General features: G+C 60.8%; 33 protein-coding genes. 9 read left to right on the forward strand and 24 right to left on the reverse strand.

The window, feature by feature from the left end; translation table 11 throughout:
- Positions 1-412: 412 nt before the first annotated feature.
- From ATE67_RS19615 to ATE67_RS19650, 8 genes are all read right to left on the reverse strand, one after another.
- Complete coding sequence (locus tag ATE67_RS19615; protein ID WP_058801082.1) at positions 413-616, reverse strand: hypothetical protein; 204 nt, start codon at positions 614-616, stop codon at positions 413-415.
- Positions 613-1,359, reverse strand: a complete 747-nt coding sequence (locus tag ATE67_RS19620) for a hypothetical protein (protein WP_058801081.1) — start codon at positions 1,357-1,359, stop codon at positions 613-615. The genes ATE67_RS19615 and ATE67_RS19620 overlap by 4 nt, the downstream gene beginning before the upstream one ends.
- 25 nt (positions 1,360-1,384) lie before the next feature.
- Complete coding sequence (locus ATE67_RS19625; RefSeq protein WP_321164276.1) at positions 1,385-1,870, reverse strand: thermonuclease family protein; 486 nt, start codon at positions 1,868-1,870, stop codon at positions 1,385-1,387.
- On the reverse strand, positions 1,840-2,229 hold the full coding sequence (locus ATE67_RS19630; protein ID WP_058801080.1) for a hypothetical protein: 390 nt from the start codon (positions 2,227-2,229) through the stop codon (positions 1,840-1,842). Before ATE67_RS19630 ends, ATE67_RS19625 begins: the two co-directional genes overlap by 31 nt.
- Positions 2,226-5,474 carry a MobF family relaxase gene (gene mobF / locus ATE67_RS19635; protein ID WP_058801079.1) on the reverse strand — a complete coding sequence of 1,083 codons (3,249 nt, stop codon included), beginning with the start codon at positions 5,472-5,474 and terminating at the stop codon, positions 2,226-2,228. The genes ATE67_RS19630 and mobF overlap by 4 nt, the downstream gene beginning before the upstream one ends.
- Positions 5,471-6,241, reverse strand: a complete 771-nt coding sequence (locus ATE67_RS19640; RefSeq protein WP_058801078.1) for a hypothetical protein — start codon at positions 6,239-6,241, stop codon at positions 5,471-5,473. The genes mobF and ATE67_RS19640 overlap by 4 nt, the downstream gene beginning before the upstream one ends.
- A gap of 169 nt (positions 6,242-6,410) precedes the next feature.
- Complete coding sequence (locus ATE67_RS19645; RefSeq protein WP_197412001.1) at positions 6,411-8,822, reverse strand: type IV secretion system DNA-binding domain-containing protein; 2,412 nt, start codon at positions 8,820-8,822, stop codon at positions 6,411-6,413.
- Entirely contained in the window at positions 8,791-9,069 is a 279-nt protein-coding gene (locus ATE67_RS19650; protein ID WP_152998746.1) for a hypothetical protein, read from the reverse strand. Before ATE67_RS19650 ends, ATE67_RS19645 begins: the two co-directional genes overlap by 32 nt.
- Before the next feature lie 844 nt (positions 9,070-9,913).
- Here ATE67_RS19650 and ATE67_RS19655 point away from each other — a divergent pair.
- Positions 9,914-10,174: a hypothetical protein gene (locus tag ATE67_RS19655; RefSeq protein WP_058801076.1), complete on the forward strand. Its 261-nt coding sequence runs from the start codon at positions 9,914-9,916 to the stop codon at positions 10,172-10,174.
- A gap of 210 nt (positions 10,175-10,384) precedes the next feature.
- Here the strand turns inward: ATE67_RS19655 and ATE67_RS21550 are convergent, their stop codons facing one another.
- The 12 genes from ATE67_RS21550 to ATE67_RS19705 all read right to left on the reverse strand — a co-directional run bounded on the left by ATE67_RS21550 (position 10,385) and on the right by ATE67_RS19705 (position 16,630).
- Positions 10,385-11,065 (reverse strand): hypothetical protein, encoded by a 681-nt coding sequence (locus ATE67_RS21550; RefSeq protein WP_152998748.1) that lies wholly within the window; start codon positions 11,063-11,065, stop codon positions 10,385-10,387.
- On the reverse strand, positions 11,062-11,205 hold the full coding sequence (locus ATE67_RS21555; protein ID WP_156417120.1) for a hypothetical protein: 144 nt from the start codon (positions 11,203-11,205) through the stop codon (positions 11,062-11,064). Before ATE67_RS21555 ends, ATE67_RS21550 begins: the two co-directional genes overlap by 4 nt.
- A gap of 52 nt (positions 11,206-11,257) precedes the next feature.
- Complete coding sequence (locus tag ATE67_RS19665; RefSeq protein WP_058801074.1) at positions 11,258-11,617, reverse strand: single-stranded DNA-binding protein; 360 nt, start codon at positions 11,615-11,617, stop codon at positions 11,258-11,260.
- 508 nt (positions 11,618-12,125) lie between these two features.
- Positions 12,126-12,605 carry a hypothetical protein gene (locus ATE67_RS19670; RefSeq protein ID WP_058803402.1) on the reverse strand — a complete coding sequence of 160 codons (480 nt, stop codon included), beginning with the start codon at positions 12,603-12,605 and terminating at the stop codon, positions 12,126-12,128.
- Entirely contained in the window at positions 12,589-12,858 is a 270-nt protein-coding gene (locus ATE67_RS21175; protein ID WP_082656927.1) for a type II toxin-antitoxin system RelE family toxin, read from the reverse strand. The genes ATE67_RS19670 and ATE67_RS21175 overlap by 17 nt, the downstream gene beginning before the upstream one ends.
- Positions 12,842-13,069, reverse strand: a complete 228-nt coding sequence (gene relB, locus ATE67_RS19675; protein ID WP_058801072.1) for a type II toxin-antitoxin system RelB family antitoxin — start codon at positions 13,067-13,069, stop codon at positions 12,842-12,844. Before relB ends, ATE67_RS21175 begins: the two co-directional genes overlap by 17 nt.
- Positions 13,070-13,226: 157 nt before the next feature.
- A complete protein-coding gene (locus tag ATE67_RS19680) occupies positions 13,227-13,487 on the reverse strand; it encodes a hypothetical protein (RefSeq protein ID WP_058801071.1) in 261 nt (86 codons plus the stop codon).
- Positions 13,488-13,609: 122 nt separating this feature from the next.
- The gene (locus ATE67_RS19685; protein WP_058801262.1) at positions 13,610-14,221 is read right to left on the reverse strand and encodes a hypothetical protein; all 612 of its coding nucleotides are present in this window, start codon (positions 14,219-14,221) and stop codon (positions 13,610-13,612) included.
- Positions 14,222-14,315: 94 nt separating this feature from the next.
- Positions 14,316-14,621: a DUF7673 family protein gene (locus ATE67_RS19690; protein ID WP_058801069.1), complete on the reverse strand. Its 306-nt coding sequence runs from the start codon at positions 14,619-14,621 to the stop codon at positions 14,316-14,318.
- A 48-nt stretch (positions 14,622-14,669) separates the two neighbouring features.
- On the reverse strand, positions 14,670-15,023 hold the full coding sequence (locus ATE67_RS19695; protein ID WP_058801068.1) for a hypothetical protein: 354 nt from the start codon (positions 15,021-15,023) through the stop codon (positions 14,670-14,672).
- A 27-nt stretch (positions 15,024-15,050) separates the two neighbouring features.
- Positions 15,051-16,019 carry an SLOG family protein gene (locus ATE67_RS19700; protein ID WP_058801121.1) on the reverse strand — a complete coding sequence of 323 codons (969 nt, stop codon included), beginning with the start codon at positions 16,017-16,019 and terminating at the stop codon, positions 15,051-15,053.
- Between the two features lie 113 nt (positions 16,020-16,132).
- The gene (locus tag ATE67_RS19705; protein WP_058801067.1) at positions 16,133-16,630 is read right to left on the reverse strand and encodes a DUF736 domain-containing protein; all 498 of its coding nucleotides are present in this window, start codon (positions 16,628-16,630) and stop codon (positions 16,133-16,135) included.
- A 926-nt stretch (positions 16,631-17,556) separates the two neighbouring features.
- Between ATE67_RS19705 and ATE67_RS19710 the strand changes: the two genes are divergently transcribed.
- From ATE67_RS19710 to ATE67_RS19745, 8 genes are all read left to right on the forward strand, one after another.
- Positions 17,557-18,090, forward strand: a complete 534-nt coding sequence (locus ATE67_RS19710; RefSeq protein WP_152998749.1) for a hypothetical protein — start codon at positions 17,557-17,559, stop codon at positions 18,088-18,090.
- A 14-nt stretch (positions 18,091-18,104) separates the two neighbouring features.
- Positions 18,105-18,374, forward strand: coding sequence for a sigma factor-like helix-turn-helix DNA-binding protein (locus ATE67_RS19715; RefSeq protein WP_197412002.1), 270 nt, complete (start codon positions 18,105-18,107; stop codon positions 18,372-18,374).
- An 82-nt stretch (positions 18,375-18,456) separates the two neighbouring features.
- Entirely contained in the window at positions 18,457-19,017 is a 561-nt protein-coding gene (locus ATE67_RS19720; protein WP_152998750.1) for a hypothetical protein, read from the forward strand.
- 173 nt (positions 19,018-19,190) lie between these two features.
- On the forward strand, positions 19,191-19,313 hold the full coding sequence (locus ATE67_RS22055; protein WP_269433472.1) for a hypothetical protein: 123 nt from the start codon (positions 19,191-19,193) through the stop codon (positions 19,311-19,313).
- Between the two features lie 120 nt (positions 19,314-19,433).
- Entirely contained in the window at positions 19,434-20,027 is a 594-nt protein-coding gene (locus ATE67_RS19730; protein ID WP_058801261.1) for a TraY domain-containing protein, read from the forward strand.
- Between the two features lie 76 nt (positions 20,028-20,103).
- Positions 20,104-20,604, forward strand: a complete 501-nt coding sequence (locus tag ATE67_RS19735) for a hypothetical protein (RefSeq protein ID WP_058801061.1) — start codon at positions 20,104-20,106, stop codon at positions 20,602-20,604.
- A gap of 2 nt (positions 20,605-20,606) precedes the next feature.
- On the forward strand, positions 20,607-21,836 hold the full coding sequence (locus ATE67_RS19740) for a DUF1173 domain-containing protein (RefSeq protein WP_058801060.1): 1,230 nt from the start codon (positions 20,607-20,609) through the stop codon (positions 21,834-21,836).
- Between the two features lie 18 nt (positions 21,837-21,854).
- On the forward strand, positions 21,855-22,397 hold the full coding sequence (locus ATE67_RS19745; protein WP_058801059.1) for a hypothetical protein: 543 nt from the start codon (positions 21,855-21,857) through the stop codon (positions 22,395-22,397).
- On the opposite strand, the gene ATE67_RS21560 is transcribed toward ATE67_RS19745, so the two are convergent.
- From ATE67_RS21560 to ATE67_RS21565, 4 genes are all read right to left on the reverse strand, one after another.
- A complete protein-coding gene (locus ATE67_RS21560) occupies positions 22,360-22,644 on the reverse strand; it encodes a Thoeris anti-defense Tad2 family protein (RefSeq protein WP_152998751.1) in 285 nt (94 codons plus the stop codon). The two genes, ATE67_RS19745 and ATE67_RS21560, sit on opposite strands and share 38 nt — an antisense overlap.
- 97 nt (positions 22,645-22,741) lie before the next feature.
- On the reverse strand, positions 22,742-23,776 hold the full coding sequence (locus tag ATE67_RS19755; protein WP_197412332.1) for a hypothetical protein: 1,035 nt from the start codon (positions 23,774-23,776) through the stop codon (positions 22,742-22,744).
- 11 nt (positions 23,777-23,787) lie between these two features.
- Positions 23,788-23,994, reverse strand: coding sequence for a hypothetical protein (locus ATE67_RS19760; protein ID WP_058801057.1), 207 nt, complete (start codon positions 23,992-23,994; stop codon positions 23,788-23,790).
- A 68-nt stretch (positions 23,995-24,062) separates the two neighbouring features.
- Positions 24,063-24,200 (reverse strand): DUF3768 domain-containing protein, encoded by a 138-nt coding sequence (locus ATE67_RS21565; RefSeq protein ID WP_152998753.1) that lies wholly within the window; start codon positions 24,198-24,200, stop codon positions 24,063-24,065.
- Positions 24,201-24,303 lie beyond the last annotated feature (103 nt).

The raw sequence follows: 24,303 nt of genomic DNA on the forward strand, positions 1-24,303 counted from the left end.
GCTTCTGCCGATCTGAAGCGGCACTCGGTCGGAAAGACATGCAATCCGCGCCGCGACCGCATTCATTGACCATTATGGAAATACGGCCTATATTGGCGGCGCAGTTGGAGATCTTTAGGATCATCTCAGAGGGCACGTCGTTCCAGCGGCGTGCCCTCTTACATATTGAGGGTGGACGTTCCAGCGCCCACCCTCGCACCCGTTATTTACGGGCTACCTCGATGATTTTCAGCACCAAGGTCGCGAATGCGATGCAAAGCATCGCAACGCTTATTACAGTCAGAGTTTCAATAGGTATCACCTCCTGAAGACGGCGCTTGGCGGAACGATTCCGCTGCCGTCACGCTCATCTGGCGAGAGGTGATCCAAAGCGCCAGTCAAATCGACTGAACCGCGCAGAACCAGTGAAATCTCAGAAGAATCCGCGATCACGGCTATTGCGCAGCTCGACATCGGACATCCGTGTTGAACCACGGCGCACCCAAGCCCGCGCTTTCCCGCCCGATGTGGGCTTTATATCCATATCGCGAAAATCGACATTGTTCTCGCGGGCCCAGTCTTCCGCGGCTTTCTCCGATGAGAATTCGCCAACTTCATCAAAATCGAAACCGCTCATTGCCCTGGCTCCTTCCCGTTCGCACTCGGAGCAGCGCCGGTCGGCGCCGGCGCCGTGTCCACGGTCTTCTTGTCGGCCGCCGACGGCGCGAGCTGGATTCCGTCCTCCCACGGTGTGCCGGTAAACTCGGGCTGGCCTTCGACATAGGTCACGGTCGCGCCCGTGGTCGACCGCACGTACCGCACGACGTCGAGGATCGTCTTGTTCGTCCAATTGTCGCTGTTCCCGACAATGGCCTGTCCGAGCGCCCGACCAAGCCGCGCGTCGAGACCTCCACCCTTTTCCTTGATGTCGATCGCATAGACGTCGAGCTGGTAGCCCTGCACATAGGGAAAGAGGCACATCGTGATCATCAGTTGCTGCGATCCCCGAACCTTCCTCACGGCCGAGCTGATCCAGACGGCGCCGTCGCAGCGCGCCTGCTTGATCGTCGAAAGCTGCGACGTCGAAATGAAGCCGGCATAGGGGCTGTTCTCGAACGGATTGACGAGGGTGAAGCGCCCCGGAGTTTCCGGCGCCGGCCCCATCACGATCGGCGTGACCGTATTCGATTTCGAGATATTCGGGTTAATGCCGTCCTGAAGAATCCGGATCATCTCACCGCGCTTCACCGCGGTCTTGAAGTCGAAAATGTGGTAGAGCTCCGTGGTGCGGCTGCTATCCTGCGCGGCCGCGGCGATCGGCGTTATGGCGATCGCGGCGGCAATGCCGGCGAGGGCCACAGTCGAAATTTTGGTCTTCATTGCCTTCTCCTCATGTCGTCGTGTTTCATAGGTGGTTCGCTTCTCGCACCGCGGACCTGCAGCTTCGCAAGATTGCGTCTCGATCGTCCCATCGGGCCACGTAGCTCGCGCCCGCCCGCAACATGAGACAGCTAAGGTTTTCACCAGATGTCGTCCGGACAACAGCGACCATCCGCCCCCATCGATCGGTCTTGATCGGCGTCACCGTCAGCTTGGTGCTGGAAAATCGCTGAAGAGCCGCACGCTGCGCGCGCGGATCGCCGGGAGCGCATTGCCGTCCCTGCCGGCAGTGGCCTGGCTGTTCGGCCGCATCTATACCGAGAAGCCGGACGCGAACGCGGCCGCAGCGCAGGGTGTCGCCATCGATCGCATGACAGCCCGACACTTCAACCGGCGCCGGTGGCCTCGAGGGCCGGGCCATCATTTCGCCGCCGCCCAGGACCAGCATGATTGTGCCGGCATATGCGAACATGGACCCATTCATGGGCGGTCTCCTCCTCGGCGAACCCATCGGGCCTCTTCGCGCACCGCGCGCACCAGGCCTACAAAGACATGGCCGACAAGATAGATGACGCCGATCCCCATTCCGAGCTCGAGCAACTCGGTCGAAGACTGCCAACGCTGAAGCGTCAGGATCCCGGCAAGTTCGCCAAGTTTAGAGGCGACGACGATCGCAGCGCCAAACGCTGCAACGCTGGCTCCCACGATCCAGAAGGCGGCTTCTCCTCTGCTCTTTCCGGTTCGGGTGATGAAGCGTGCGATTTTCAGCGACACGGCTGAAAGCCTTCGGTGCATCGCCATCGGCGTGCTCGCGATCGCGGCGAAGGAACGGCGTAACGTGCTCATGTTGGACGCTTTCTCGTTCATCATAGTTCGAGCCCCTTGGACCGATCGAGCTGAGGTTCTTCCCGCTGGGCCGGGGCGGGTGCCTTGGTATCCGGCTTACCGCTGCCCTTGTCGTCGGAATTTCCGGTACCAAGCGTATCGGCCGTTTTGCGATCGGCGTTGTCACCTTTCGATCCTGCGTCAACATCCGCCATGCTCCCGAGATCCAGCTTCCGCTCAAGGTCGCTGGCACGAGAAGCGGTGCCGCCGTCCCGATCTGTTCCGGGATCGCGCTGCGCGTCCTTGCCCGAAAGGATCTTTTCGACGTTCAGTTCACCGATCGCCTCGAGCGCAGACGTCTTATCTCCGCGGTTGTTCTCGAGCTGGCGGACGAGCTTGTCCTTGTCATCGGTAAATAAACGGACGTCGACCTGTTGGCGGGTGTGGTTGACGAGGAATGCTCGAGCATTGGAAAGGTTAGTTTCTCGGGCGCCCATGACAGAAAATACGGTCTCATTGGTGATGCCCTGCGCCATGTGGGTATTGATGGCATAGGCGAGGTCCATCCGTTTCAGCATCGGGTCGCCGTTCTTCAGCTCCCGAAGCTCCCCGTCGGACAATTTCACCACGATTCCTTCAGCACTGACTTTTTCGATGCTCGCGATCGTCGCGTTGATCATTCCGCGGCCGTCACGCTTATCGCTGTCCGTCCAGCGGATCCGCTCGCCTTCGTGGACCTCGATGCGCTTCTCATTGCTGAGCTTCAGCCGATTGAGCTTGCCGTTCGGATCGATCTTCATCGGCTCCACACGGTGTTTGCGGCCGCGCATGTCGCGCAGCTCGACGCGCCCGTTCTCGAAAACTCGTTCGATGCGGTAATCGCCCTTCGCCAGCCCAAGACCATTGTCGCGGCCGCCGACCTCGAGGAACTGGGCTTCGCGCCAATTCCGTGCGTAGCGATACTCTTCCCGGGTGAGCTGGAGCGTCTCGCGGACATTGAAAGCGCGACCCTCGCCCTTCAACGTGCCCTCGGCTTTCAGTCCGTCCTGGATAATCCGGTTTGCCTCTGCGCGGCCGTCGCGGCTCGACGGGAGCAATGTCGTCTTCTCGCGATCGTCGGCGGGCAAAGCGAGCCAGGCGTTCGCCGCATCGGTAATGCGATCCTTGCTCACGATTACGCGGTCACCCAATATCGCGATCGCCGCGCGCACGTTGCCGGCGTCGGCGAGATTCGCCACGAGTCGCATGTCCTCGGTCTTCTGCCGCATATTGATATTGACCTCGCTCACGGGGAGCTGGTCCTGAATCGCACGCGCCTGCATGACCGAAAAGCTCTTGCCGGCGTCGATCGGGTTGAGCTGCTTGCGGTCGCCTATGATTGCGAGGCGACCGACCTCCATTAGGTTCGCGATCGCCGTAAGCTTGTCCATCCGCTCATTTGAGATCATCGACGCTTCGTCGAGGATGAGGTAGGTGCCGGCGAGTTCGGCCTTTCGTGCCTCGAGGGCCTGGGGCGACGCTTCGCCGGTCAGGAATTTCTCGTTGGAATAGATGAAGCTGTCGACGGTACGCGCCTCCATTCCGGTGTCGGCCCGAAGATCGGCTACCATTTTGTTCTGGAACGCGAGAGCCTGTGCATCCCCCCGCATGTCGGCCGTCAACAGCACGGCCTTCGTATCCTCGGCCCCGATGACCCGTGCTGCCGCGTCGATAGCCTCCGCCTTGGCGACGGGCTGGAGCATCGTTGATTTGCCGGCGCCGGCGCGCCCCTGGACGAGTACGATGCGATCGGGAGACGACACGATCTGGATCGCGGCCGCGAGCTGCTCATGGTTGAGCTCGCGCGGCGCAGCCAGTTCCTGCAGGCGGGTCTTTGCAACGTCGGCAGACATCAGCGGCCGTGCGTCGCCGGCGCCAGTGTCCATCGCCTTGAGGATCCTGCGTTCCTGTTCGATTGCCTCCCGGGTTGTCACCATGTCGACGGCCTTGTCGAAGCGCTGGGAGGTTTCGGGAACGATCTCGCCCTTTTCGACCAACTCGGCGATGCGCCGCTCTACACGGTCCGGCGTAACGCCCTTTTCGCCAAGGTCGATCGCCGTTTTGACGACATCCGCGGTGCTGAAGACGGCTTCGCGCTCGCTTAGTATCCGAATGGCGCTGGCAGTTGCAAACTGGGCCCGGGCCGTCGCCGGCGTCCGTGTGAGTTTTGCAAGGCCGGAATCAACCAATGGATCGTCGGGCCGCTTCAGGTAATCGACGAGGCGATCGCGCGTTTCCCGGATAGCGGAGCTGACGGCTAGAATTCCCCGCTCGATCGGCGATGATCGCTCCTGCGACTTGGCGAGAGCCATCGCGTAGATCTGGTCGCCATTATAGCGATAGACCCGCGCTTCATCTCGCCACCGTTCGGCGAGCTCCGTTCGGTCGCCGGCGTCCAATTTGGCGTCGCGGGTGCGCTGGGTGATAGCGCGTCGACCTTCCGGGCTGTGAACACCGAGTTCTTCAGCCTTTGCCTTGATGTCATTGCCGCGCTTGGAGAAGCCGTCGAGGGCCTCCTTGTTGATGCGCTCGCCATTCGGTCCGAGAACCTCGAAGGCGCCATGTTTCCCGGTTAGCTCTGTCTTGTAGCCCAAGCCCTCGAGCTTTTCGCGGAGGATCGCGTTGGCCATCGAACTAAGCGTAGCACTGGCCCGGTACATCGCCCCGTTATGCCATGCTCGCCAGCCGTGGTCGCTGGTGACCTCTCCGGTCTTTGGATCGACGCGATCAGGGTTGCGGAAGCGTTCGGGCAGCCGGGTCAGATTGGCGATTACGGCATGGATATGGCTTTGCGGATCCGTCGCACGGCTCGTGTCGTGTTGGAAAAGCGCGTAAACGAGATTGCCGGTCCGAACCGCAATATCCTTCCCGCCGACATGAACGCGCGCTTCGGCAAGATTCTTTTCGGCCCACGCCATCGTTTCCTTCACCGCCTGGACGTGCGCGGCGAGAATACGGGTATCGCCAGAGACTAGGGCAAGGAGCGAGGCAGACTTCGGCATCGAAAAGGTGAAGTCCCGGCCATAGTCGCGCGTCTCCGGATTGCTGACCTGCGTACCGTCAGGCAATTTGCCGTCGAGGATTTTCTCGAACACGCCCGCCTCGACGGTTCCTGACAATCCGAGATCGCGGGAGCCCTCGCCCATCCAGACCGACGCGGCCTCCGACTGTTCGGCCGTGTAATAATTGTCGTTCGCGAAATAGTCGGCGGCCTTACCGGGCGAATGGACGCGGCCGATCGAAACGGTCATTTCGCACCTCGCCGGAGCTCGAGGTCCTGCATCATGCTTTCTATCGACAGCCGCGGTTCGGTCTCGGGCCAGAGCATAGGTTTGAGGCGAGCCGTAGACGGGCCGAGCCAGACCATGCGCACAGCCTGGGCAGCGAGGCGACGTCCGAGCTCACTCGCATACATGGACTCAGCCGCCGCGATCTGGGCGGCGATTGACCATCCGTCGAGAAGTCCCCACTGCCCGTCGGCCGCGATTGCCCACCCCAGGATGAGCATCTCGAGAACAAACGCCCGATCGGCCATACAGAGTGCACAGACAATGCCCCTCGGCCGAGTCAGCACGCCGTGCTCGTCGAAAACGGCCGACCATTCCTCGATATGCTGCAATGCCATTCGGGCCGCGGAAAGATGAGCCGCGCGGAGATCGTCGCGTCTTTTACCTTCGGGATGCTCCGCCAAATCGAACGGCGGCGAAAAGATCAACGATATGGCCGCGACGGTTCCACTGGTCGAGGTGGCGCGCTGCTGAAGCTCGATCGCCGGCGCGATCGCCGCTCGAGCTGCATTGTCCGCGGCGCAATCTGACAGTCGAAGTGCCTGGGCGCCGGCGCCGAGCCATTCAATTCGCCGACCTGCATCGGCATGTTCGGCAAATCGACTCTGCAGCTGCGCGAGATCTTCGAGCTGTGAGAATCCGATCATGACCCGCACCCCGTCATTGCTTCGGACCTTTCCAGTCCGCAACAGGATGGCCCAGATGCCACTTGCCACACCGGTCGCATTCATAGGGCTGCAGCAGTCCGATCTTTCGCCGGCGATCCTTGTGAGGGGCAAAGCGACTTTTGCACGCGCGCATCAGGAGTATCTTTGCGGTTCTCGCCGCGACGGCCGTTCGCCACCTCACCAACCCGGGGCAGAGCGGACTTGGCGGAAGAGGCGAACAGCTCATGGTCGCTCAATCCATATCCATGTCGAGATCGTCGCTGCCGCGCGCCATGCCGTCGGCGCCAAGCTCCGCGCCGCCGGCGCGGCGCTGATCGGTCTCGCCAAAATCCATACGGGATTCACGACGGGCCAGCTCGCCGCCCTTTTCTTCCACGGGATCTTTCGAACCGCGAAGCTGCTCCCTGTTGGCGAGGGCATCCTGCTGGCCGCTGCCCCCCGTGCCGGCATTGCGAGGCGTGGTCACCCTCGGATGGTCATCGTCGATCGAACGCTTCGCGAGCGAGCCGCTGGCGGTGCCTTTTTCGGTTGCCCCCGTCGTCGCGATCTGCCCACCAACCTGGGAACGACGTACATCGAGGACGTCGCGCGCGCGAAGCTCTCGCCCATCCTGCAGGTGCGAAATCTCACGGCGATCTTCCCGATCTGCTTCCGGTTCAACGCCGGGTTCGGGTCGATCGGCTGCAATGTCCGGTCCACCCCCTTCTTCCCCGGTCTCGTCGTCATCATCGTCGTCGACGGGAAGAATGTCCGGCGGTGGTTCGGCTTCGATGAAGCCCTCGGCAACAGCGGGAAAACCGACGTAGGGGAACGACACCAAGGCGGAAGGAAACTTCTCCGGGAAGCGGATATAGGCATTCAGATTGGGGAGGCTGGTGATGTCGTCGGCGATCACCAGTGCCTCTTCCTTGGTGGTAGGCGAGATGGTCGAAGCGTCACGGGTCTGGTGCGCGCCATAGCTATAGGACTCGTCCATTGTGCGGACCTTCCGGAACCCGATAAGCCGCGAGCATTCTTCTGCGGTCTCCCGCTCCTTGACGCGAAGAATGACATTCGTGTTCGCCAGACTGATGATATTCTGCGCGCCATCGTCGCCGTAGGTTTTGCGCAGACCCGCAAAGTTATGCAGTCCGAGCAAGAAGGCACCGCCAAAGCTGCGGGCCGTCTGCAGTCCCCGTTCGAGCGCGGGTAGCTGGTGAAGCGCTGCCAACTCGTCGAAGATAAACCAGGTACGAAGTTGCCGCGTATGCTTTAGGGTCATGATCGTATTGATCGCGATGTTCATCCAGAGTGTGAGGAGCGACCGCGACATATCGAGGTGGGCGTATTGCGCCGTGATGAAGAGGATGGAGGCTTCCCCATTGTCCCGCTTGATCCAGTCCTTGATCGAGAATTGTTCGCCGCCGTCGGGCAGGAACCGAATGGCTTCCGCGTTGGCGTTGAGCACCGCACGGATCGATTGCGCCATCTTTGTGGCATCCGGCGATACGAGCGGCTCGGCTACCGTCCCCATCAAACTGGCGTAAATCTTCTTGAGGTTTGCCTTCAGCAGTTCGTCGCAAAGATGCTTGTTGGTGCCGCGTCCCTTCTTGCGCAGATTGTCGCACATCTCGACGAGCAGCGTGCGCGCCGCCTTCTCCCAGAAGCCGCCATCGGAACCATGATCCGCCGGGATAAGCGCGGACGCCGCGTTCACCAGCTCGCTGCGCGAATGGCAGTCGTTGAACAACGACCAGGACTCGCAGCGTGCATCGTTGAGGTTCAAAACGAAGTCGCGCTCGGGATCATAGAAGGCTTCCATATAGTGCCCCGTCAGGTCGAACAGGACGCATCGATCGCCTCGCTCGATCGCCTGGGCCACGACCTGCCGGATGAGCGTTGTCTTCCCTGTACCGGTCGTACCGGTGAGCATGACATGGCTTTGTTCGAAGCCGTAGGGGAACGGCAGGGTCGCAATCTTGTACGGCAAAATCACCCCGGCCTCTTTCCGCTGGGCGATCGGCAACGCCTCGACCTGCGCCAGCGTAAGATCGGGAAAGGCTTCCTTCGCGCGAGCGCGAACGCGCTCAAGGTTGTGACGATCGAGCATCATCTTGAGGACGTCATATTCGACGATCTCAACCCCGCGTTCGTGGTGATCGGCGAGGATAGATTCGCCCCGCTCGCGGGCCCATGGAATGAACCACCATGCAAAGGTGCCGGCGCCGATCGTCGCGAAGATGAAGCTCCCGAACAATGCGTTCATGAGCTTTGCCCATGCAATCTGGACGTCAGGTATATAGGATACGTAACCCATATAGGTTTGGTAGATGCTGCCGTCCCGAAGCGTCACGTTCGCGCGCTTCATTTCGTCGAGCCCGATGAAATCCCACGTCGCAGCGAGCGCCTTTGTTCCGAGCATCTGGAACTCATAGTCGTCGAGGATGAGGGTGAGTTTCAGCCACAAGAATGCGGCGAGCAGCCCGAACCATACGAACAGCGGAACGCGCGCGCCGCGCCACCACATCGAGAACTGGTGGCCGATAAGCTGAGAGCCGCGTGTGAAGTTTCCGGAGTTGCGATTGGCTTCACCGTGGCTCGACCAGGCGCGCGGATGTTTGGGGCGCGAGTGCTTATCCGCCATGATGGCGGTCCAATCGCGCATCGACGGTTGCGAGGAACTCGTCGCGCCGATCCGGGGCGTTCTTCTTGACCCATTCGTCAGCAACCAGCTGCGTATATTCGCAGATGATTGCCATGCGCTGGGGGTCGAATGCTTTTCCCGCCTTGACGTCGAAATAGAGCTGAAGCGCATCCCGAACGAGGCGCGCTGCGGGGATCGAATTTGACTCACACCACGAAGCGACCGCTTTGGCCAACTCCGGAGTGAATCTGACAGTAATACGCTCCAACCGTCCCTCCGATGGTGGACGGTTGGTGGGTTCCTGAGTGCGAAGGCAGGACGCGCATCTTCTAGCGCGAGGCGCCTGGAGGGTCAAGGTTTCGCGGGGGACCAAATAGCCACGGCATACTTTGGCAGACACAGGGGGCCGATTAACCGACGTTAATTCAATGGGTTATGACTGTCAGCCAAACGGCAGCCTGCATTGTCAGCCGTTTGGCAGACCGGGCAGACGTTTGGCTGACGCCAATTATAGGAGTTAAATCAATATGTTATGCCAACACAAAATTGCGGCTCGCCGCATACCGTGTGCATCTCAGAATGAGATATCCCCGAAGCGGGTTTCTCATTCTGCTTATCGAAGAGAATTCGGGCGTAGCCCGTCAGTTTGCCTGCACCTGGGCACATCGTGCCCGGTTCGGGCATGAGAGATTCGATCTGCGTGAGGCGTCAGCCTCGGCAGACATTTGCCGATCGTGAGACCGGAACGGTCGATGCGATCGGTGAGGATCGTTCGGTTGAACGATGCCGAACGGGTTCCGGACTGGAACCCCGACAAGGATCAGCCGGCCTGACGGATGACGGATTGATTGCGACACCTGTGGGAGCAATCGCCAAAAGACGTATTGCGCTTTTGGGAGCGCGAAGCGCGAACCCAAAACGCTGGCGTAGCGCGCCCAAAACGCAATTCACTTTGACGCCGGGGGCGATCAAACCGGAACGCTATCGGGTACAATATGAGTTCGCTGGAGTGGCCAGCGTTGAGTTTCTGACGGTTCCTATATGGGACTGGAATTTCATCGTCATCGTGATAGCAATGGGCGCAATGAGAACCGCTGAAAAGGAAAGAAGACATGCCAAGAGCCAAGAAGATCGAGGGCAATCTGGACGCGATTACCGCTAAGCGAGAGGCGTTGGAAGCGGAGCTTGCGGAAGTAACGAAGGCCGAACGCCGCGCTCGCGAGGCGGAGCTCGATGCTGGCCGCGATGTGCTGCTTGGTGCGCTCACTAAAGTGAAGATCGCTCGCATGGACCGGAGCGTAGCGACGGTCATTGCGAAAGCGATCGACAAGCATGGACCGACGAAGATTGCGGAAGCTCTCTCGGCACTTTGAAGCGGTCGGCGATGCGCAGGTCGCGAGCGAAGCAAGCGACAAGCGAGGCGATCGTTCGGCGGCTTCGCGTTGGACGCGTGCAACACGATCCGCGAGCATTTGTCTGCGATGCGCTGTCCGCCGGCGTAGCTCGGCGGCAAGCGAGCAGAATGTGGATCGGTGCAGCACATAAAGGAACCGCCGCCAGTGCAGCGGCGGTTCCGTCGGCGCTCAGTGCGCCGTGAAGCAAAGCTGCTCGTATCGGAAATCGAGTTCCATTTCGGTCTCTGCCAGTGTCTCGGCAAGATGATCCTCTTGCATCGAGATCAATCGGCAATCCTCGATCGTCATCGAGTTCCAGTCGATCATGTCCGCGAAAAATTCGGTGCGATCTATCTGCCGGCTGATTGAACGTGCGGCGCTTTCGAGATGAGCGATGCGTGCGTTGATTGCGAGTTCCATGATTGTCCTCCTTTGAAGCCTGTCGATGACAACGTCTCGGGGAGCTGGGGCGCCGTTCCGGTCAAGGACGGCGAAGCCGCCGCGCAGCGGGGAGTGGGGGAACCGATTTTTCTGAAGGAAAAATTGGGGGGACCGCTCATCCTTGACGGGGACGGTGACGCGGCTCCATGCTGAGTCTACAACAACAGATAAATTTCCTTTCGTCCGATCGCGACGGTGCAGCACTGCGATCGGCGATGCGCTGGTTGCGAGCGAAGCAATGCAACGAGCGAGCCGATCGCACGGAAGCGCGAAACCAATACCGGTGATGTCGAATTGATTGACGGCGATGCGAACCGGCGGGCCTTGTCCCGCCGTAAGCGAGGCGTCCAGTCGCGCGCGGGGAGCAAAGCGAAAGGGCCGGAAAGTTCCGGCCCTCGCTTGTGGTTTCGATAGCAGTCTGTGGGTCAATGGCGGGTCGTTGATCCTGCAGCGATGTCGGCCGTGAAGTCGAACATCGGCTGTTCGTCGGGATCGTCGAAGTTCAGCTCCATCTGATCCGCTGCGTCGTAGTCCAAAGCACGATAGGCGTCGTAGAGTTCGGGTTCCATGATGCGTCTCCTGAGAAGACTGAAGGGGCGGCCGAGACCGCCCCCGGGATGGTCAGAAGGGGACGTTGTCGTCCTGGTCGTCATCGTCGCGATCTGCGGGTGCGTCGCCGTTCTTGATGATGGTGGCCATCCGGTCGGCGATGAGGTCGACCGTGTAGTGGCGGGTGCCGTCGGCTTCGTAGCTGTTCTGGCGGACGCGTCCGGTGATGTGAACCAGGTCGCCCTTGCCGATCTTCGCGGCCCGTTCGTTCAGCTTGCCGAAGAAGGTGACGCGGTTCCAGTGGGTGTCGTCCTTCCAGCTATCACCGTCCTTGCGGGGGTAGTTGCTGGCGATGTCGATGTGGGTGACTTTCTCTTTGGCGTCGACTTTGCCGACGCGGCCGATGATGCGAAATTCAGCGATGTTCTGCATGATGTATCTCCTTGGGTGGTGTCGTTGCTGACGCACTTCGAGGAGGCGGCCGCTCGCCGCGGGCAAGCTGAAAAACGGAGGGTCCACGAAGTGGAAACCGTAGGCGCGCAGCGCCGGTTTTCTGCTTGAGGGCTGACAAGCCCGTCCCGCAATAGGCGGGCGAGCTGCCTACGTGCGTCAGACAGCAACGAGACGGCCCAAGGAGATGGGCAGCAACTCGACTTTCGTATTGGACGCCTCGTGCTCGAGGTCGATGGCATGAAGGTCGCACGTTCCGTCGCCGGTCGCCCTATGGAGAGATGTTCAGCGGGACGCTTCAGAAACCGATTGCCCCCGGCGATCGTCGAACCTAGATCCGCGATCGGGCGTCGTGGTGCCCTTCCCCTCCCCGGCCTACGCCATCAGCTTCACCAAGCAGGGTCTGGAGCTTTCGGTCGGCTATTCCGAACGGTGGGTGGGATAGATACGGCGCTGGATCACATAGCCGAAGACGTCTTGGAGCCTGACCTCAGTCCATTAGGTCGTTGAGGGCGATTGCTTCCGGCGGCGCTTTGGCGGTCCGGAGGCTCCGGACGGCTTCGTTGCTCAGTTCCTCGGGAGAGAGTGCAATATGCTGGCGGTTGCGATCATGCGCGATACCGCGCAGCGCCATGAAGAAACCAAATGACCCCACGCCGCCCGAGTAGGCGCAAAAGAGGCCCATGCCGTATGCGCTATGTGCCGCGATGGTGTAGATAGCCAGGGGCATCAACACGAAAGAGGCGAGACCTGTAATCCATGCGAGGAGCCACGTAACTCGGCGGACGAAGCGAAGCCAGCGAGGATCGTCGTCGAATTCGAACGACGGCTCCAGCGACAGCCAGAAGAATTGGGTCGCTTCGTCGGGCACGGTGACAAACAATGTGCGTGCGATCCGACCGGCAAGGTTCCTGACTGTAATCATTTGGCGTCTCCCCGTTCCGATTTTCGGATCATCGGCGGTATACATCGCTGCGATGTCCTATGGTAAGAACAAGGACCACCAGTTTGCCATCTTCAATTTCGCAGATGATCCGAAAATCCCCGACACGATAGCGCCACAAGCCTGCCAGCGGCCCTTGAAGCGCTTTGCCCGTTGACCTCGGGCCCTCGCCATCGGCGACACGCTCGCGAAGAAAACTGATGATACGCTGGGCCGCTTGCCGGTCCAGCTTCTTCAGCGACTTTTCCGCCGCGCCAGAAAGTTCAATTGTCCAAGCCAAGACGGCGCTCCACGTCGTCGAGGCTGGAGATGGTTTCGCGGCCCGCCCGAATGTCTTCAACAACCTTGGCGGCAAGGTAATAGTCTTCCATGTCCTCGATGCTGCGCTCGATCATCTCGCGGATGTAATAGGCTTTGGTCCGACCGGTCAGGTCGGCCAGCCGATCAAGCCGACCCTCGGTTTCAGCATCGAGTCTTACGGATGTTGCCATGATGGCGCTCCTGTTTGAATAGATGTATTCACAGTATCACAATCGATGCAGGGAAGAAAGCGGGAACTCGGCAAGCGATCGAGAAACTGCCCGCGTGCGGGCTGGATCACGGCATGAGGGCTCGGCCCTCTACGCCGGGATCCACTGCCGGCGACGACTAGTCGAACAGCCGCCCGACCAGCTCGGCGCCGTCGTCCTTCAGCAAGATGACATCGCGAAACTGTGCGGGGGTCAGGCGCTGCGAGCTTCCATCGCCGAACCGGAGATCGTGCGTATCGAAGGCTTTGCGATACTCGTAGATTCCGAACGTCGGTTTGATGAAGTTCCAATGGCGAGCGAGCGCCGAGCCGGGCTTGACGAGTGCAATACATTCGATGTCTTTCGCCGGACGCTCAACGGGAGATTTAGGCTTCGGCATGGGTAGTTTCCCCTCCTGTTATTTGCGAATCCTAGCAGGTTGCTCGAACCGGGCTTTCAAATTGCTGCCACCGGCCTGAGAAGACGTGCCCGGTTCAGATTCGCGCAATTCTATAAAGACGTTCATCTCCGCTCTTTCGGCCCCGACCGCACGCCGCGCCGCTTGCGGCGCATCGAGCTGGAGCGCGCGGGCGGAACGTCCGCGCTCATTTCCGCACGGCGCCTACGTTCCTCGCGCCCCCATTCGGCGAAAAGCGGACTGATGTGGGTCTGGATCATCACGTCCAGCTCAAGGTCGGGCATGGCCGCGATCTTGGCTTTGCGATCACGCTCCCATTCGACATCGCTGCGCGGACGTACCTCGCCTTCGTGAACGATCAGTCGGCCGTCACGAAACATATTGATGTAGGTCAGCAAATAGCCCGCATTGCCGGGGCATTTGCAGCGATCCCAATAGCGGATGAATGCGGCGCGATCCGGTTCGGCGATCGCGCGCAGCTCGGCGCGCGCGCGCCACCAGTTTCGAGCCTCGCGATCGCGGTTCGCTTGCTGGTTCTCGACGAATGCTCTGCCGCGCGCGTCGAGCAATTCCTCCGGCGTCGGCTGGCTCTCGGCGATCTCGGCGGCGAAGAGCGGGAATTTCTCGCGATCCAGACGCAGGCGGCGTTCCGCCGCCTTCAATTTCCGGTTCGTCCGCTCATAGGCATAGATTCCGTGGTGTGGAGTGAAGCGCATGGCATTATATCCGACGCAGCGCGGCCACGGTGGGGTGGATACCTCACCGGCTGCGGTGAAAAAATATGTTGAAGTGACGAAGGGGGCTTGAGAGCTAGTCGGGCCGCCAGCGCACGACCAGATCGGCCATTTGATCGCGATACTGATCGCCAAACGCGTTGATATACACGGCCCCGCCGTGCTGACCGAGAAAGGCGAAGACAGTCGCAATGTCGGCCGCAACATCCCGGTCGACGCCGAACAGGTCGGTCACCGGAAAATGGCCCCATTGGTCGCCATCCCACCATGCGAGCAGGAAATTCGCGACACGGGCAGATTGACCCGTGTCCGACCGCGCGACGTCGAGCAGACGGTTAAGCGCGGATTTCACCTCGGGGTGCGCGAGAATTTCCACATTCATCGGTTCGGCTCCTTCGGTCGGTGTATCAAGAAAATCGAATGTCGTCAGTCACCGGGCCTGATCGTGTTTCGAGGCGCGCGCGAGTTCATGAAAACGCCAAGCGACATTTTCCGCGAGCACTGCGAGCCGGGGAAGGTCGCAACTCTGAATCTCTTCCTCGATGCTGATCCGGCGGAGGCTTTCCGCTCGCTGCGCGTCTGCGTCGGTCGGCGCCGCCATCGGCGCTGACGGTGCCGCAATCATTGAAAACCGCGCCCACTGTTGGGTGAGCCATGCAATCAGGCCCGGCTTGTCGGTCGGAACGTCGATCTGTTCCCAGGTCCCGCCGTTCGCGCGGACCAAGCCCGCTGCGTCGCTTTGATTTCCCGTCCATTCGCCAGTGCTGGTCAGATAGAGTCGCATCGTAATTCTCCCGATGGGCGAAAGCGATCAGGCGTGAGCCTGATCGCGGATCGCAAAATCTGCATGTTTGAAGATGGTGAGCGGGACGCCAGCGGCGCGAAGATTCTGCGAGAGATTGATCTGGATGCCGCTGCCTTCGCAAATGACCGCTTCAACGGGAAGCAACCGCTGAATGGAACGATTGCGCTCGAACGCGGCGCGGTTCCCAAGCCGACGGTTAAGCCCAAAGGCGACAAGCGGCACCCCGCGCGCGGCGGCCCATGCCGCGCCGATGGCGTCGGCGCCCTTGTGCTGCCCGGTCGTGACAAGCGTCATTGCGGGAATGCGGGCCTTGATGGTGTCGAGGCGGTCCCAAATCGCCTGATGTTCGGTCCAGTCCTGACCACCCGACAAAACAACAACCGGACCGGTCGGGGCGTGTGCTTCCCGCTTTTCCGCTGCGCGCGCCGCGAGATAGTCGCGCGCGTCGATCTGCGAAGCGGTGAGCGTGCGGCTCGTCCGGCTGCCGGTAGTCGCGGACCAAGGTCGGCCGCATTCGACGCGGTAAATCTCGGCCGCATGGTCGCGCATCATTTCGATCGCCGCGACGGCTTCGTGCAGGGACTGGCAAAGACGCTGCGTTTCCTCGACCTTCACCGCATGGATTTCGGAAGGGTCCATGACGCGGGCCAGCTCGCCAAGTTCGCGCGCGGCGTCATCCTCTTGCCGCGAAAGTTGCTGCGCCACCTTGTGGAAGCTGTTGACGATCCCCCAAGCGATACGAGGTGCGACAAGTGCAAGGCGCGTATCGGCAAAGAGGTTGAAAATCTCGCCGGTTACGTGGGCCGCAACGGCGCGCGCTGCGTCGGCGTCGGGCAAGTCGTCGGCCGTCGGTTCGTCGTGGATGGAAAGCTGGCTGGCGGCAATTTCGCTGGTGAAAGCGCCCGCGAAGGCGTCGGCGCTGGTGAGGCTGGCATAATGTTCTGCGAGGTCGGCAAAGTTATCGAAGCGGGCCATGATGAAATTTCCTGTTCGCCGCTTCGGAAAATGGATAAGCATCGAAGCGGACATTGACCAATGTTCAGCCATGAGAGGCCGGAAGAGCTAGACCCTCTCCCGGCCTCCTTTATTCAGGCGGTCGCCTTGTCGGCGGTTTCACCCCCCTTCCCTGCTGCGCCCTTGCCCTTGCCGCTCTGCGGCGCGTCGGGCGCGGTGCTGTCACCGAGACCTTCCTGCGGGGCGGCTTCATTGTCGCCGCCTTCGCCCATCGGGGGCAGTTCGGTTTGCCCAGCGGGCATGTCCTGCCGCGCGCGGCGGCGCGTCCATGCGACCGCAAAACCTCCCTTGCCGTCACCGAACAGAGCAATGTCCATCGGCCGCGACATGCTCGGATCGTCGATGCGGCCCTGATAGAAGACCTCGCCGCTCGAACGGATGACTTGCTCGAACACCGCGCCGATCTTGATCCAGGTCCGCGCGTTGGTGAGTGCCATTACCTCGAATTTGGGAGCCTTCGGGTTGTCGCTGACGAAGCGGCGCAAACCGATGGTGTTGGAAAAGGCGAGCGTATCGATCTTGCCGATATAGCCGCCATTGTCCGCCGGATTGAGAAAACCAATATTCGCCATGTCTGTTACTCCAGATATTAGGGCAATGCCCCCGTTGATGAAGTCAAAGCGGCGTTGCCGTCTTGACCATTACTTAATAGCGGCGGCGTCAAATCCGGTCTATCGCATTGTTTTCTTGACGAAATTCCGATCCTCTTTGGTGAGCCGGAGCATCAAACAGACGCGCGGTAGCGCGGCCAACGAAGATCTCCCGGCCCGACCAGGGCCGGTTCCATATCGGTCGGGGAAAGCGATGCGATGCCCTCACCTGTCCATCCCCTTCGGAGCCGCCGTCGCAGGCCCCAAGAAGCAGACGGGGGATAGCGCGGGGCAAGCTGAAAAACGGAAGGTTCCGACGCGCAGCGGTGGAAAGCCGTAGGCCCGAAGGGCCGGTTTTCTGCTTGAGCGCCCGCAGGGCGCGTCCCCGCGTGCCGCCGGATGCGACGCCGGGAGCCTGAAAGGCGGCGTAGAAGGGAGAGGGGCAGGTTTGCGCGCACCCCGGCGCCTCGGCACGCGATTAGCGTGGCGAGGCCTCGAGAATGACGGCGGGCGCCAAAGGGCGGCCGACCATCTTCCCATGCCCCTGATCGTTACCCGAAGGGACGAGACCCGCAGGGGCTCGGCGAGCTTGGTCGCGATCGCAGAATCGCGGCCTTAGCGAGTAGAGCAGGTTGCCGATCGGCGTATGCCGCTCGGTGGCCCGCCTTTCCGTGCTCCAATTCTCGGATCAACCCCCTCCCCCAATCCATCAGCCGCAGAATCCCGCACTTTCCGGACGAAATGTCGGGGGATATTCGCGCCAGCGAGACTTCGGCGGAGCCGTATTATTGACGTCAGACACACCCCCCTTTCTGGGTATAGCGCGACAGCGAAAAGTCTGATTTCATTGACCTCGGTCGTTCGAGGCCCTCGCCGGACCGCGACCGAACAACAGCAGGATGAAGACGATGATCGTGACAACGAGCTTGTCGCGCCGGGGCCTTGTGCGCGCCGGCGGAGGACTTTTGCTGACCGGCATATTGCCGATCGACGACAATGTGAGCGATTGGGGGCGCAGCCTGCAGGGCCGCGGCGCGGATCGCTTCGAGCGTGCACAAGAATTCTACCAGGGCGTAGCCGCGGGACTTTATCGGGATCCGCGCGACCTTCTCTATCAGGCGGGGATCGTGGCGCAGCTCGGCATCGGCGCATATTTGCTCGATCTTGGCGCTTCGGACGATTGGTGCCGGCAGCGGATCGGCCTCTTCGTCGACAAGGCATTGGCGATTGCGAACGGGGCAGGTTTGGATCATCGTCAGCCCGACATGCTCGAACTGGCCCGGCTGCTCTCACCCTATGGGCAATGGCGCGGGCCTTTTGCGGCCGATCTGCCGATGACCGCGGCGATCGACGAGCTTCGCGTGTCGGCGACACTAAATGACTTGCTTGCGAAGGTGCGGCGCCGGCTCGCCGGCGAGCGCATCGAAGCGCGCGCACGATGAAATGGCATCATCACTTGTCGCGCGCTTATTGGCTCCGGATCCGCGCGAAGCGCTATCCGCATTATGCTCGTCGGCTCGGCGCTGATCCGCCGGTCCTCGATCAACTGGATCTGGCGATGGACCTGTTGTGGCCCTTCGCGCGGCGCGTGTTCCTCATGCACCGCGTCGATGATCTGTCCTATGGAGCGATTGCGACCGCGGTCGACGTCGACGTGGCGACGATCGAACGCTGTATCGCCGATGCGCTGTGGTCGGTCAGAATGGTTCGCCGGGAGTTCGAGTGAGCCCGCGGAACCGCTGTAACGTGAGCCTCATGTTACCCCCCATTTATTGGAATACCAATTTACAGGGGGTGACTTAACCACCGTGAACCTGATCCTTTCCGCGTGCGCGACCCGCGCACAATTCGGGGGACGTCAGATGGAACGCCGGACCTTCATTGGCGGATTGAACGCGGCCGCGGGGATCGTCGGCGTGGGCTATCTTGGCGCTTCACCGATTTCCCCCGGCAACGAACAATACGAGGATGCGCAGTGGCGGCTGCAGAACGCGCGAGCGTTTTTCCCGAAGGGAGAAATCGTGCGCGCGGGCGACCTGCTCTATCAATTGGGCATTGTATCGCAGCTCGCCCTGACGGCATGCGTCATTGCTGAAGGATGGACGGACGACGATTGTCGCCGGAGGATTGGACTGGACGTCGGCAAAGCCCTCTTCTTTGCGAAGGCTGCCGGACTGCAATTCGATTCCGATCGCTTCGCGCGCCTCGTCCCGCTTTTGTCGCCCTACGGACGATGGCGATCGCCGCCAACGAGCGGTCGCATCCAAGTCGGGACGATCGACCCCGGCGCGAAAGCCGCGGTCTCCGAGCTGCTGGTATCGGTACAGTCGCACCTGGTCGGCGCCGACGGCGAGGGAGGTGATCGATGATGTGGCATCATCGCATCGCGCGGAACTATTGGCTGCATGTCCGATTGCGACATTACCCGGCGTTTGCGCAGAGTATCGGCCCAGCCCCGGAACTCCGCGAGCAAGTGAAGCTCGGGATCCAGCTCGTTTGGCCGTTAGCGCGGTCCGTCTTTCTCCTGAATTGCGTACACGATTTGAGTTATCGCCAGATAGCGACATGCGTCGGGGTCGATGTCCGCACCGTCGAGTTGTGCCTCGCCGATGCACTGATTTCGATGTGGATGATCTGTGACGAGTTTGGCGAAACGCCCTGCTGATCTCGCACGATGGGCTACGTGATCGCGCCGCATCGCATGCCCCTTCACGGCCTGTATTACAATCTTGCCTCATCCTCAAATTTGTCTTACGCAAGATGGCTTAGTCATCGGGAGATGCGCATGAGGATCTTTAACGTGCGATTGTCGCGCGAGGAAGAAGCTGAGCTGGCGGCCGCGGCGAAGAAGTCGGGTCGTAGCAAGTCGGAGATCGCGCGCGATGCGATTTCCGCGCATCTGAAGTCGATGGCCGATGATGAGCGGCGCTGGGAAACGCTTCATGACGATTGGAGCGAATATGGGTCCGCAGTCCAGGACGCCTATGAATCCCTTGTCGGCCAACAGATTGCCAAGCTCGAGGCGGTTCGCAAAGCGTTCGAGTCACGCCTCGTCGAGATAGGGAATCTGGATTGGGAAAAGGCGATTGAGCCGGTTTACGAGGTTTTTCGGCGCAAGGTGATCGAGAAGTCAGTCATCGCATATGCCCCGAATCCCTACATTGGGGGACGAGATCCCAAAGAGCCAGAGATGGGCGCCGTGATCGGGTTTGCGGCCGACGACACCCATGACCTTGTGATCCCGCTTGAGCAGGCATTCTATGACTATTGCCACGCCTCAGGCTGGGATGCCTTCAACGAAATTCCAGCAGTCTATGCGCGAGCGCGGGCGCGCCTCGAGGCGGAAGATAAGGATCGACAGCGATCGAGTGCGAATTAGGGATTCGCAGATGCGATCCAGTTGATAATATGCCGATCTTCAGTTCGTGTTCGGCAAAGAAACGAGGAAAATTTTTATGGCGCTGCAGGATCTATGGCTGGAAGGCATCGATGTCGATGCGGCGCTGTACGATGTTCGTGATGACGATACGCAGGCGTGGGAAGTGCGTGCGCTTGCGGGCGCGAGCATTGGTATCGATCCGATCGCGGGGCTGCGCGCCGTCATCGAGCTCAGTACCGCTCTGGAGCGCATCGTTCGCGGCGAAGATGAGGGCAAGACGCAACTTGCCAGCATCCTCGGCCGCGCCGGCGACGACTATCAGCGGTGCCTATGGTACACGGTCGCGGGCCGCGATCCGCTCGCGGTCGCGACGTCGTTCGGCGAGCTCGAGAAGTTGATGGCTGCTCGCGCGATGCTCTGGGTCGAGGCCGACGATCGCGGTCTTACGCCGGCGAAGTCGGACAATCCCTATTGGTCGACAGCGCCGGAGGGGCCGCGAGCGTCCTTCAGCGAGCGTTTCGAGCTCGGCGCCCATTGGACCCCATTTCTGCCTTCTGAATTGCTCCCGGAGGACTGACCATGCAGCGCTACTATGTTCTCGACCGGGAAATGGCCGCAGGCGAAGACGGGTTCGAGGCGATGGTGGCGCGAGCCTATACGCTCAAGCAGGCAGTGCGCTGCCTCTGCCGGCGCGACATCGCGCTCGATCTCTATATCGCCCATCGACATGGCGGGCATGTGCTGTCGCGCTGGCCCGGGACGGGCCCGCGGCACGCACCACACTGCGATCATTATGAGGCGCCCGATCATCTGACGGGGCTCGGCCAGGTTCTCGGCAGCGCGATCGTCGACGACATCGACAATGGCGTGACGACGCTCAAGTTCGGTTTCCCGCTGTCCAAAGGGCCAGCGCGCGCGGCGCCGGCGTCGTTCACGAACGACAAGCCTGACGTGAAGGCCACGGGCCAGCGACTGTCGATGCGCGGTATGCTGCATTTCCTTTGGGATCGGGCGCAGCTCACGCACTGGCATCCTCGGATGGCGGGCAAGCGCAACTGGTACATCGTTCGCCGGCAGCTCCTGAATGCGGCGCTCGGCTGCAAGGTGCGCGGCGATCCTCTCGCGCAGCGGCTTTTCGTGCCCGAGACATTCCGTCTTGATGACAAGGACGCGATCGCGGGCCGTCAGGACGCGGAGCTAGCCATTGCGCGATCGGAGCCCGGCAGGATTATGATCCTGATCGGCGAGATCCGTTCGATCGAGAGCGCGCGCTATGGCGAAAAGATCCTGATCAAGCATATGCCCCAGCGGCCGTTCCTCATGGATGCCGATATGGCGCGCCGCTTCCATAAGCGGTTCGCGGCGGAAGAGGAGCTTTGGCGGTCCGACGATCGCGACGGCAGTTTGATCCTGGCCGCGAGCTTTTCGATGGGGGCGTCGGGCCTCGCGCAAATATTCGAGATGTCGGTGATGCCCGTTACTCGCGAATGGATCCCCTATGAGGGGCTCGAGGAGCGGATGTTGGTCACCCAAGCGATCGAAGAGAAGCGCCATTTCGTGAAGGGGATGCGGGTCAATCTCGGTCTCGAGATGCCGATCGCGAGCTTGACGCTTACCGACACCGGCGGAGAAGCCACGGCGGTATATCTCGCGCATAATCTGCCCGAGCCTCGATATGACGAAGCGCTCGAGCAGCTCATGCGGACGCAAGGCGTCCAGCATGTGACGTGGCGGCCCGGTGACCGGCTGCAGTCAGCGCAGAGCGGTACAACTCCAATTATGGTGGCGGGCACCTCGACCGCACACTGAGGCACATTTGGAGCGTCTATGACGATAGTCGACAAGATGACGGCCGCGGAGCGGCTTATTCTGACCGCGGTCGATATGCTCGGGCGGAAGGATGATCCGCTTGCGGTTCATGTCGTGGCATCTTCTGCACTGAGCCTGCTTCGGGAGCTCGTCGCATCTCAGGGCAATGACTATGTGTCTCAGGTCATCAAGGAAGGCGTCTATCGGTCAGCGCTGGCAAAGATCCAAGGCGCCCCAGCGGGAATGCCAGACTCCGACATTCTCGAGGCTATTGTCAATTCGGTCGCGGAAGGTATCGAATCGGGCGCGGTGAAGTCCGCGGGGGATATCGTCATCGTGGCATCGAAGAAGACTGTCTGGTCTTATCTCGACTATATCTTCAAGCCGTACAATTTCCTGAAACATGCCGATCGGGACCCCTTGGCCACATTGGATGAGGCCGATTTCGATCCCGAAGGCGCGCTGGCTCATGCGATGACGGCATATCTAATGGCGCGCGGGGACGGCGAGCTCCCGGAACCGTTTACGGTGTTCCTGAAGAAGCAGGGGATTCTGGTGTAGCCGGCGCCGGCGGAGCGGAAAGGTCGGCGCCATTGTCGTCGACCAGAACCCAATCGGTTGCGCACCAGTCGGCTCTGCCCATCGCGAGCGGCCATTCGATCGTTTGATCGTCCTGCGTAAGCGCCATCACATATTCGGCAAACCCGTCCTTGTCCTGACGAGCGATCCAGCGGCGGCCTTTGTGCCACCCGTCGCGGCGGACGCGGGCACCGTTTTCGATTGCGTCGAGAGCTTCACGGAAATCCATGTCGTGTTTCCCCAAATACGCCCCGGTTCGGAATCATAAGCGAAACAAAGGCTTCGGCAAGAGTCCTGGTAGTTCGAGAGGCGCTGGAATGCTGACGCTATGCGGCGACTTGCAATCCGACGGGGATCAACGGTCCTGTGCAGCCGTCATAGAACCGAGATCCGCTTGGGTCGTCGAACAGTCGCATGTCGTTCGCGTCGAACCATCTCAGCCAGGCTGAAAGCTCGGCACGTTTCTCGATGGGAAAATTGCCTTCGGTATCTTGAAAGCGGACCAAGGCGGCGGGAGCCATTGCGATGATCGCGTCGATTTCGTCGGAAGGCAAAAGCTGCTCGTCCCGAATGAAGTCGGTCATCGCGCCTGGGCGGCGTTCGGCGCCATTTCGTCCTTTCACCGATTTGCGCCATAAGCCCTCGACATTGCGCAATCGGGGTTTTGCCCGCGCTTCCATCAAGACAATCCTTCTCAGCTGGGATATCGGGAGGTCCCGAATCTCCCATGGTTTAGCGGCTCCGCACATGAAACAGGCGCTTTTGCTAGGGAGAGGAAGCCCTTCAGCGAGAATGCGGGCCTCACAAGCGGCGCGGTCCCATCCCCATTCGCGCAGCGGATATTCGTAGTCGTAGCGCGGATCCAAATGACCTTCGGCATGGGCATATCGTTTGCTGTCGCGGGCGCCGGCGTCATAGCCGATGCACTTCGTCACCTTGCCGCCGCGGGCCCACCAGCTGATGGCAGGCTCCCATGCTTCGACGAAACGATCCTGTGGTTCGATCTTCCATTTCTGCGAGCAGCTATGGCGGCCGAAGCTGATCGAAGGCAGCGTGCCGTTGGTGAAGCAATTTTCGTCGAGAGTGCGGTATGGAGGCCAGTGCTTGAAGCGACGCGGCTCATAACGGACCGTCTCGCACCGGATGCCGCGACGGCGAAGCCAGCGGAATATGAGATCGCGGTACGCATAGGTTTCAGGCTTTTCGGAACCCGTATCCGCGAAAAGCACAAGATCGATCCGCCGACCTTGGGCCATCATTTCGAGCAACATTGCCGTTGAATCGACGCCAGCACCGAAGGCGACGACAACGGGCGGTTCCGCAGGCGGATGCGGGGATACGACAAGCATTGTGGAAACCATGTTCCCGATCGTCAGGACGCCAGAAGGTCGATTCGATTATCGACGACGGTAGCGGCTATCGCGATGCAAGCGATCGCGTTCGGCTGACCGGCTGCGCGTTCGACGAGGTGCGGCTGTTCGGGATCTCCGGTGGCAAGAATGACAAACGATCTACCGGCAGCGTCAGACAGTCGGGCGGCGACGCGGTAGGCGTTATCGAAGGTTGCAAGGGTCCGCATGGGGTTGCCTTTCAAGAGGTGGGAGCTGTTCGGATATGGGGGAATGGGCGCCATCGGCAGCGCGGGACTCAATAGTCTTCCGGTAGCAGGATTGTGACGACGCGCGTCGTGATCGACGCGTCCGCGGGATCCTCGGAACCATATTCACAATCGAGATCGTAATAGATCCTATGCAGGCCGGATCGGCTATGCCGTTGTTCCGTCAAACCTCACGGAGAACGCTACATGGAGAACTCGTCGTCAGATTACTGCCCCAAGACTTCTGTCATTGTCAGCGTTGAGCTCAGCAAGCGCAACTGGCTTGTTGCT

Source organism: Sphingopyxis sp. H050 (assembly GCF_001468265.1).
GTDB lineage: Bacteria > Pseudomonadota > Alphaproteobacteria > Sphingomonadales > Sphingomonadaceae > Sphingopyxis.